This window comes from Streptomyces hygroscopicus subsp. hygroscopicus (genome assembly GCF_001553455.1).
GTDB lineage: Bacteria > Actinomycetota > Actinomycetes > Streptomycetales > Streptomycetaceae > Streptomyces > Streptomyces hygroscopicus.
In genome coordinates this window covers 22,724-31,767 of record NZ_BBOX01000088.1, presented here as the reverse complement: position 1 = coordinate 31,767, position 9,044 = coordinate 22,724, and the positions used below count along the sequence as shown (strand labels likewise).

Below are 9,044 nucleotides of genomic sequence, written 5' to 3'. Positions count from 1 at the left end.
GCGGGCCTGCACCCCGGCACACGCCAAGGCGGCAACTTCCCGCGGCGGGGGCCAGGACCGGCCGGGATACGCCTCGGCCAGGCAGGCCAGCAACTCCTCGCCCTGCCGGGAACGGTAGGACTTGGGATAGGCCGCAAGCAGCAAACGGTTCATGCCGGGGCCGCTCCGGCATCCCGCGAGCGTCCGATGACGACAGCCGCCGCCTGCTGCATCCGCAGCGCCTCCCGGCCGAGCGCCTCGGCGCCGTCCTCGGTGAGCCGGTAGTAGCGCCGCGCCCGCCCGTCCACGATCTCCTCATGGCCGGCGGCCAACAGCCCGGCCCGCTCCAACCGCTCCAGGGCGCCGTAGAGAGTGCCGACAGCGATCCGGAGCCGCCCGTCGGTGGCCCGCTCGGCAGCCTTGATGATGCCGTAACCGTGCAACGGTCCATCCATGAGCGAAGCAAGGATGAAGTACTGCGGTTCCGTCAAGGACGGGTTCTGGCGTGTCATGCGTCCGACTATATATCGGGCCACGAAGTATTCTGTCGGCCCTGGGTTACCGCGGCGGGCCCTGCGCTGGGCCGGGACCGCCGGGACGCCCTGGCCGCCGTCGAGCGGCTGCAGCGGTCGAGGAGCCGGCGGTGGACGGCGGGGACGGCGGTGACGCGCAGGGTTGTAGCCCTGGCCGCGCCGTACTCGGAGGCTCACGGGCGGGCCATGGCCCACCGCGCCCGAAGTCCCCCGGTACCCGAAGGCCCGCGCCCCGCCCCGGTCAGAACTCCAGCACCGCGCGGTAGCGGGCGCGGCCGTGGCGGACGTGGTCCAGCGCACTGTCCAGACGCGCGGCCGGAAAGGTCTCGACGGCCGGGCGGATGCCGTGCCGGGCCGCGAAGTCCAGCATCTGCCGGGTCTCCAGCGGCGATCCCACGAGTCCGCCGACGAGCCGCTTCTCGCCCAGCAGCAGGCTCAACGGGTGGATGCCGAGCGCGCCGTGGGGGACGCCGACCACGCACAGGGTCCCGTGGGGGCGCAGCGCCCCGAGATACGCGTCCCACGGCAGATCGGCCGAGACGGTCGAGAGGATGAAGTCGAACGAGCCCGAGACCCGCTGGAGTCCGTCGTCCGCGACGACGAACTCATGGGCGCCGAACCGGCGGGCGTCATCCGCCTTCGCGGCCGTCGAGGAGATGGCCGTCACATGGCAGCCCCATGCGGCGAGGAACTGGAGCGCGAGGTGGCCCAGACCGCCCACCCCCACCACGGCGACCCGGTCGGTGGGCCGGACCCCGTACCGCGTGATCGCCGAGAACACCGTGATCCCGGCGCACATGAGCGGCGCCGCGTGCTCGGAGGCGAGGGCGTCGGGCAGGGGGTGGACGTACCGCCAGTCGCTCGCGCGCAGTCCGGTGGCGAACGCGCCCCGGTCGCCGCGCAGGACCGTGTCGTCCTTGTCCGGGCACAGGTACTGCCGGCCGCTGAGGCACCATTCGCAGGCGAAGCACGCCCCGGCCGTCGCGCCGACGCCCACCCGCCGGCCGACCGCCAGCCGGGTGCCGTCGACGGCGCTGCCCAGGGCCTCCACCACGCCGACCGCCTCATGCCCCGCGACCACCGGGAACCGGGAGATGCCGTACGCGTCGTCCACCGCGCCGACGTCGGTCTGGCAGACGCCGCAGTGCGTCACGGCGATGTCGACCTCCAGGGGGCCCAGGGGCTCCGGCTCGTACTCGTACCGCTGAACGGGGCCGCCGGCCCGCTCCACCGCGTAAGCGCGCACCGTCATGCGCCGCCACCTCGTTTCTAACTAACTAGTTGGTTTTACGCACGCTACGCGGCGGCGGACCGATAGACAACTAACCAGTTGGTAACCTGGCCTCCGTGTCTCCCCGGAAAAGCGACGCCACCCGCCGCCGGCTGCTCGACGCGGCCACCGCCGACTTCGCCGCCCACGGCATCGCGGGCGCCCGGGTCGACCGCATCGCGGCCGCCGCGGGCGTCAACAAGGCGCAGCTCTACGCCTACTTCGGGGACAAACTCGGCCTCTTCGGCGCCGTCTTCCGCCTGCACGCCGACGCCGTCGTCGACTCCGTGCCCTTTACGGCCGACGATCTCCCCGGGTACGCCGTGCGGCTGTACGACGCCGCCGTCGCGCGGCCGGAACTGGTCCGCCTGGCCACCTGGGCCAAGCTGGAGGGCGTGGCCACCGACAACCTGGCGACCGAGTCATCGGCGGGCGCCGCCAAACTGCGCGCGATCGCCGAAGCCCAGCGCGCCGGCCAGGTCGACGCCTCGATCGAACCGCGGGACGTCCTCGCGCTGCTCATCGCCATGGCCCTGGCCTGGTCCCCGTCCGGCCTCGCCGCCGCCACCACCCCCGGCGACGCCGCCACGGACCACGACCGCCGCAAGCGGGCCCTCTCCACGGCGGTGTCCGGCGCCTTCCGCGCGGGCGCCGGCAACCCCCCGCAAGGGTGACAACGCGGCGAACCGACCGATACCGCCCGCCTACGCTGGAACCATCGCTCCGTACGAAGGAGGTCCACCGTGGCACTGACGGCCCCCGAGCGCTCGGCGCGCACGGACAGCGGCGAGAGCATGGCTTCATCCGTCGAGGATGCCTTCGTGGCGTTGAGCGCGGCAGCCCCCGAGGGATGGCGCGTGGAACTGATCGAAGGGAAAATCCACGTGCTGCCTCCCGCTAATGGTGAGCACGAAGAGATTGTGTCCGAGGTAGCGGACCAAGTGACCAGTCGTCGTACGAACAAGGAACTGCGGACACGCACCGGACTCGGACTCCTGGTTCCTGGAGCTTCGACCACGGGCAAGGTCGTGCCGGACATCGTCATCGCACCCAAGGGGAGCTTCGATGACGCGTTGGAGTACCACGACCCCGGAGCGGTGCTGCTCGTCGGCGAGGTCACGTCGCATTCGACCGCGGACAACGACCGCGGGCCCAAACTCCGGGGTTACGCGGCGGCGGGCATCCCCTTCTACCTGCTGATCGACCGCGAGCGGAACCAAGCCGTGCTGCACTCCCTGCCTGCCGGGAAGAGGTACACCCGCAAGGTCGAGGTCGACATCTCCCAGCCGCTGTCCCTGCCCGAACCCCTCGGCTTCGACCTGGACACCGGCGAGTTCTGACCCGCTTCCGCCTCCGGCGCGGACACGGCGAGGGCCGCCCGGGTCCGGGACGGCCCTCGGTGCTTGCGACGCGGTGAACCTCAGACGTTGACGCCGAAGTCCTGGGCGATGCCCGCCAGGCCGGAGGCGTAACCCTGGCCGACGGCGCGGAACTTCCACTCCGCGCCGTTGCGGTACAGCTCGCCGAAGACCATGGCGGTCTCGGTGGCGGCGTCCTCGCTCAGGTCGTAGCGGGCGATCTCGGTGCCGCCGGCCTGGTTGACGATGCGGATGAACGCGTTCCGCACCTGGCCGAAGTTCTGGCTGCGGGACTCGGCGTCGTAGATCGAGACCGGGAAGACGATCTTCTCCACGTCGGCCGGCAGACCGGCCAGGTTGACGTTGATCTGCTCGTCGTCGCCCTCGCCCTGGCCGGTGACGTTGTCACCGGTGTGGACGATGGTCTGGTCCGGCGTGGACTTGTTGTTGAAGAACACGAAGTGCTGGTCGGAGTAGACCTTGCCGTTGGCGTTCACGGCGATGGCGCTCGCGTCGAGGTCGAAGTCGGTGCCCGTGGTGGTGCGGACGTCCCAGCCGAGGCCGACCGTGACGGCGGTCAGGCCCGGTGCCTCCTTGGTGAGCGAGACGTTGCCGCCCTTGGACAGGCTTACAGCCATGGGGAGTCCCTTTCGTGGTCTCGATGATCCGAGGCGACGGGCGAAGCCGTCGTCACTCTCCACAACGCCACGAACACGCCCGCGGGTTCCAGCTCCCTTTACTTTCTTTGCCAAACCCTGATGTCCGGTGCGACGAGATAACGAGATGACGCCGCCGGGGTCGGCGCGCCACCATGGGGGCATGTCCGCGCCCTATGTCATCCGAGGTTCGGTCTCCTTGCCGGAGGCCGAGTTGATGTGGCGTTTCTCGCGGTCCTCCGGGCCCGGCGGACAGCACGTCAACACCAGTGACAGCCAGGTCGAGCTGCGCTTCGACCTGGCCCGCACCGAGGCGCTGCCGCCCGTGTGGAAGGAGCGCGCCCTGGAGCGGCTGGCGGGCCGGCTGGTGGACGGGGTGGTGACCGTCCGCGCGTCCGAGCACCGTTCGCAGTGGCGCAACCGCGAGACGGCCGCCGTAAGGCTCGCATCGCTGCTCGCGGAGGCGACCGCGCCGCCGCCCAAGCCGCGCCGCCCCACCCGGATCCCCCGGGGCATCAACGAGCGGCGGCTGCGGGAGAAGAAGCAGCGCGGTGAGACCAAGCGGGGCCGCACCGGGAGAGGGTGGACCTGAGCCCGGATCCGTTCCGGGTCGCTGGGTGTTGCTCGCCTGTTCGTTCCGGGTCGCTGGGTGTTGCTCGCCTGATTCGTTCCGGGTCGTACGGCGCCGCCCCCGATCCGTTCCGGGTCGTACGGCACTGCTCCCCCGATCCGTCCCTGGCCTTCAGTCCAGCGTGCGGTACCGGCCCCGGTAGTACGTCAGTGGGCCGCTCTCCTCGGCCGGTGCCGCCGCCTGGAGGACCCGTCCCACCACCAGGGTGTGGTCCCCGGCGGTCACCCGCTGCTCGGTGCGGCACTCCAGCGTCGCCAGTGCCCCCACCGCCAGCGGCGCGTCCGTATGCTCTCCCCGCACCACGGCCATGTCCGCGAACAACAGCCTGTCGCTGATGCGCCCCTTCATGGCGAATCGTCCCGCGATGTGCCGCTGAGCCTCCGACAGGACCGACACCGCCCAGTGCGGCTGTCGCTCCAGCAGCTCGTCCATCCGGGAGCCATTGCGCACGCTCACCATCACCAGCGGCGGGTCAAGTGACACCGACATGAACGCGGTGGCCGTCATGCCGACGTCCTCGCCGCGCGGCCCCTCCTCCGGGTCGTGTGCGGTCACCAGCACCACGCCCGCGGTGAACCGGGACAGCGCGGCGCGGAACATGTCCTCACTCACCCCACCAGCATGGGGGACGGTGGGCTCGGCTGGGGTGGAAGGCGTCGTCGGGAACACATCTCGACGCTAACCGCCCCCGGCCGGTTCCCGCATCGGGCCCGGGGACCACGCCGGGCCTAGGCCGTCGGCCGTAAGCCGAGCACCGGCCCGAGCGTTGCCCGGGCCTTCGAGTCGCCCCGGCCCCGAGCGCCGCGTCGGCGCCGAGCGCCGTACCGCGCCCCGGCTCCGGGCGCCGCGTCGGCCCCAAGCGTCGCCCAGCCCTTCGCGTCGCCCCGGCCCCGAGTACCGCCTCGGCCCTGCCCGTCACCCCAGCCCCTTCGCGCCGCCCCAGCCCTTCGCGCCAGCTCCTCGTATGACCAGGCGTCATCGTTTCGGGGTTTGCGCTCGCGAAAACTAGGAGCGCTCCCACACGCTCTGTCAAAGAAGTGAATACAGTCTGTGACATGAGTCACAGCAGGCAGTAATTGTTGACCCTGTGTACCGAGTGGGCAGCTCGCTGTGATTCAGTGGCCGTGGCAATCGGACGACAAGAAGCCAGGAGTTGCTGTCGAGGTCTCGGGGGAGTGCGAGCGATGGAGACCGAGTCGGAGCCGTATATCCGCCTTGCGACACTGCGGCAGCTGCACCAGGTGCTCGCCGATCTGAACACCGCCCGCAGCTTCGCCGACACGCTTCAGGCCGTCGCCGACGGCGTCATCGCCGGGCTCGGCTTCGAGCTGTCGGCCGTCAACCTCGTCCGCCCCGACGGAGACCTCGTCGTCGCCGCCGTCGGCGGCAGCGACGGGGCCGAGGCGCTGCTGGCCGGGCGGGTCGGCTCCCGCTGCTCCTGGGAGCGCCGGCTGGCCATGGGCGAACGCTGGGGCGATCTGCGCTTCATTCCGTACAGCGAGGGCTGGGTCCTCGACGACGACGACGTCCCGCAGTGGCACACCACCGGCCCCGCGCCCCGCTTTCCCGACGAATGGCACCCCATGGACCGCCTGTTCGCCCCGCTCTACGCGGGAGGCGCCTCCGGCGGCGAGCTGATAGGCGTCATCTCCGTCGACAAACCGCGCAACGGCCGCCGCCCCGGCGCCTGGGGCCGCGAAGCCCTCCAGGTGTACGCCTTCCACGCCGCCGTCGCGATCGGCAACGCCCGGCTGCGCGGCAACATGCAGCGCGCCCTGCTGCGCCTGGAGCGCGAGCAGCAGGCGCTGCGCGCCAGCGAGGAGTCCTTCCGGCAGGCGTTCGAGTACGCGCCCAGCGGGATGGCCATCGCCGAGATGGGCGGCGACCAGGACGGCCGGCTGCTGCGCGCCAACGACGCCCTGTGCCGGCTGCTGGGCCGCCCCGCCTCCGCGATGCGCCGCCTGTCGTTCTCCGACCTCGTCCACCCCGAGGACATCGGCACCCTGCTGCGCACCTCCGCCGAGGGCGGCCGCGCCGAGCTGCGCCTGGCCCGCCGCGACCGCACCTACGTCTGGGTCTCGCTGCGCAACTCGGTGGTGGCCGACGCCGCCGACGGCCCGCGCTTCCTGCTCACCCATGTCGAGGACATCGAGGAGCGCAAGCGCCATGAGCTGCAGCTCGCCCACCGCGCCAGCCACGACTCCCTGACCGGGCTGCCCAACAGCGCCGAACTGCGCGCCCGCCTCGCCGCCCGGCTGTGCGCCACCCCGCCGCAGCCGGGCGGGGGGTACGCGGACGAGACCGCCGCGCCCGCCGGCGACGGCGGTGTCATCGGCGGCGGGCTCTACGTGGACGCGGCCGGGCATCTCCACGGCTTCGACGAGTTCGAGTTCTTCGGCACCCCGCCCCCCGTCGGCAGCGTCCCGTTCGACGGCCATGTGCACGCCATCCCGCCCAACGAGGACTCCGACGCCGACGACGGCCACAAGGGGCTCGCGGTGCTCTTCTGCGACCTCGACGGCTTCAAGTCCATCAACGACCGGTTCGGGCACCACGCGGGCGACGCCGTGCTCATCGAGGTCGCCCGCCGGCTGGCCAACGGCGTGCGGGACGGGGACACGGTCGCCCGCCTCGGCGGTGACGAGTTCGTCGTCCTCGCCGACGGCCTCGGCCGGGCCGACGCCCAGGACCTGGCGGTGCGGCTGCGCAACGCGATCACTCCGCCGATCCGGGTGGACGGCCGGGCCGTCCGGGTGGGGGCCAGCTTCGGTATCGGCTGGGCGGGCTGCGGCATGTCGGCCGAAGAGGTGCTGCAATCCGCCGACCAGCGGATGTACATCGAGAAGCGGTCCCGCTCCAAGGAGCGCCGCCGGGCCGGATGAGGCGCGGGCGGGGCGCCGCCGCGGGCCGGACGGGCGGTGAGCCGGCGGAGGCCGGATGGGCGGTGAGCCGGCGGAGGCGGGGGCCGGATGAGTCGCCCACGGCACCCGCGCCGCGACGTCACCACCCCCGGTCGCGATAGGCTGCGCCGATGCGGCCTCGCCGCCGACAGTGAACCGATCATGAATATTGGCCATCCGGACAGCACACGCCCTGTTGAGGCCCCCTCGACCCTGATATGAGCTGTCGTGGCGCGTTCTAACCGTTGCGCCGATGGCCATATGCATAGAGGAGTGACGAGGGATGACGGCCGGCAACAACGGCTCGGACACGCCGGAGAACGACGATCCGTTCGCCTACCTGTATCGCTCGGAGGGCGACCAGGGGCAGCAGGGCGGCCAGTCGGGTGCCGCCCCCCGCACCGGCGGCTACGGCTACCCCGGTCCGGCCCAGCCGGGGGTTCCCCGCACCTCGTACAACCATGTCCGCGCGGTGGGCGAGCGCACCTACGGGCAGCAGATCCCCAACCAGCAGCCGCAGGGGTACGGCCAGCCGGGCGGCCCCGGCCGGCCGAACGCCCACTACGCCGCCCCCGAGACGCTGCCCGGCGGCGCCCCCCGCCAGCCCGGTGCGGCGGCCCCGCGCGGCGGCCACGGGGGAGGCGGCCGGGGCCCCAACAGCAAGGGGCTGCTCATTGGCGCGATCGCCGTGGTCGCGGTGGTCATCGTGGGCATCGGCGTGGCCATGATCACCAACAGTGACGACAAGAAGGGCGACCAGGCCGACCCGACCAACCAGCCCACGGCGGGCTCCACCGTCCGGCCCAGCGATTCCCCCAAGCCCTCCAACTCCGCGGGCGACGACCTGCCCAGCGAGGACGCCGCGAAGATGCGGCTGACCGGCGGCGCGGCCGCCGCGAGCGACATCAAGGGCGCCAAGGCCGAGGGCGGTACCTACGTCGGCGGGCTCAACACCCCGGGCGCGTCCGCGACCTGGGACGTGGACGTGGACAAGGCGCAGACGTACCGGCTGTACGTCACCTACGGGGTGCCCGGCGAGGACCAGAGCATGTCGCTGACGATCAATGGCAAGAAGGAGTCGCGGCCGCTCAACATGAAGAACTTCGCGGGCGCGCCGAAGGGCGACTACGAGAAGGGCTGGACGGAGACCTGGTCCATCGTCCAGCTCAACAAGGGCACCAACACGATCACCGTGTCCTGCGAGGACGGCGACAAGTGCGACGCCAACATCGACCAGATGTGGCTGGACAAGGGATAGGCTCCCGCCGCTGACCCGTCCCGCCGCGTCCCGTCTCGTCTCGTCCCGTACCAGCCGTCGCGCTCGCGACGGCTGGTACGGCACCTGGCCGCGCTGTCGGAGCCGGGCGGGCGGGTCCACGGCGAGGACGGTCCTGGCGCCGTGCGGCGCTCCCCCGGCCACCGCCGAGAGGCTCCGGCCGTCGCCGGGAGGTCCCGCCCGTCGCTGGGAGGCCCTGGCCACCGCCGGGAGGCTCCGGCCCCGGCCGCGGTGCGCGGTGTCTCCGGCGGACGGCGCCGGGTGCCGGGTGCTCGGTGCCGGACAGGGCCTGGACGGCCCCGCTGCGTCGGAGCCTCACACCGCGGCTTGGAGCGGCCCGCTGCGCTGGGGCCTTACGCCGTGGCCTGGGCGGCCCCGCGGTGCTGGGGCCTCACGCTGCGGCCTGGGCGGCCTGCCGCGCCGGTGTCTCACGCCGTGGCC

9 protein-coding genes are annotated in these 9,044 nt (G+C 72.2%); 5 read left to right on the top strand and 4 right to left on the bottom strand.

The genetic code is table 11. The features are described from left to right. Positions 1-149 precede the first annotated feature (149 nt). Together AXW62_RS09950 and AXW62_RS09945 are read right to left on the bottom strand one after the other, a co-directional pair. Positions 150-491: a PadR family transcriptional regulator gene (locus AXW62_RS09950; RefSeq protein ID WP_060944185.1), complete on the bottom strand. Its 342-nt coding sequence runs from the start codon at positions 489-491 to the stop codon at positions 150-152. 262 nt (positions 492-753) lie between these two features. Beyond that, positions 754-1,764 (bottom strand): NAD(P)-dependent alcohol dehydrogenase, encoded by a 1,011-nt coding sequence (locus tag AXW62_RS09945; RefSeq protein WP_060944184.1) that lies wholly within the window; start codon positions 1,762-1,764, stop codon positions 754-756. Between the two features lie 95 nt (positions 1,765-1,859). On the opposite strand from AXW62_RS09945, the gene AXW62_RS09940 reads away from it, so the two are divergent. Together AXW62_RS09940 and AXW62_RS09935 are read left to right on the top strand one after the other, a co-directional pair. Beyond that, positions 1,860-2,456, top strand: coding sequence for a TetR/AcrR family transcriptional regulator (locus AXW62_RS09940; protein ID WP_060944183.1), 597 nt, complete (start codon positions 1,860-1,862; stop codon positions 2,454-2,456). Between the two features lie 69 nt (positions 2,457-2,525). After that, the gene (locus AXW62_RS09935; protein ID WP_060944182.1) at positions 2,526-3,122 is read left to right on the top strand and encodes a Uma2 family endonuclease; all 597 of its coding nucleotides are present in this window, start codon (positions 2,526-2,528) and stop codon (positions 3,120-3,122) included. 80 nt (positions 3,123-3,202) lie between these two features. Here AXW62_RS09935 and AXW62_RS09930 read toward each other — a convergent pair whose 3' ends face one another. Then, positions 3,203-3,778, bottom strand: a complete 576-nt coding sequence (locus tag AXW62_RS09930) for a TerD family protein (protein WP_030828261.1) — start codon at positions 3,776-3,778, stop codon at positions 3,203-3,205. 181 nt (positions 3,779-3,959) lie between these two features. On the opposite strand from AXW62_RS09930, the gene arfB reads away from it, so the two are divergent. Further along, positions 3,960-4,388 carry an alternative ribosome rescue aminoacyl-tRNA hydrolase ArfB gene (arfB, locus tag AXW62_RS09925; RefSeq protein ID WP_060944181.1) on the top strand — a complete coding sequence of 143 codons (429 nt, stop codon included), beginning with the start codon at positions 3,960-3,962 and terminating at the stop codon, positions 4,386-4,388. Between the two features lie 150 nt (positions 4,389-4,538). Here the strand turns inward: arfB and AXW62_RS09920 are convergent, their stop codons facing one another. Then, entirely contained in the window at positions 4,539-5,027 is a 489-nt protein-coding gene (locus AXW62_RS09920; RefSeq protein ID WP_252368562.1) for a flavin reductase family protein, read from the bottom strand. A gap of 584 nt (positions 5,028-5,611) precedes the next feature. Between AXW62_RS09920 and cdgB the strand changes: the two genes are divergently transcribed. Together cdgB and AXW62_RS09910 are read left to right on the top strand one after the other, a co-directional pair. Next, positions 5,612-7,309, top strand: coding sequence for a diguanylate cyclase CdgB (gene cdgB, locus AXW62_RS09915; protein ID WP_060944179.1), 1,698 nt, complete (start codon positions 5,612-5,614; stop codon positions 7,307-7,309). A gap of 301 nt (positions 7,310-7,610) precedes the next feature. Continuing rightward, positions 7,611-8,585: a CBM35 domain-containing protein gene (locus tag AXW62_RS09910; RefSeq protein ID WP_060944178.1), complete on the top strand. Its 975-nt coding sequence runs from the start codon at positions 7,611-7,613 to the stop codon at positions 8,583-8,585. Positions 8,586-9,044 lie beyond the last annotated feature (459 nt).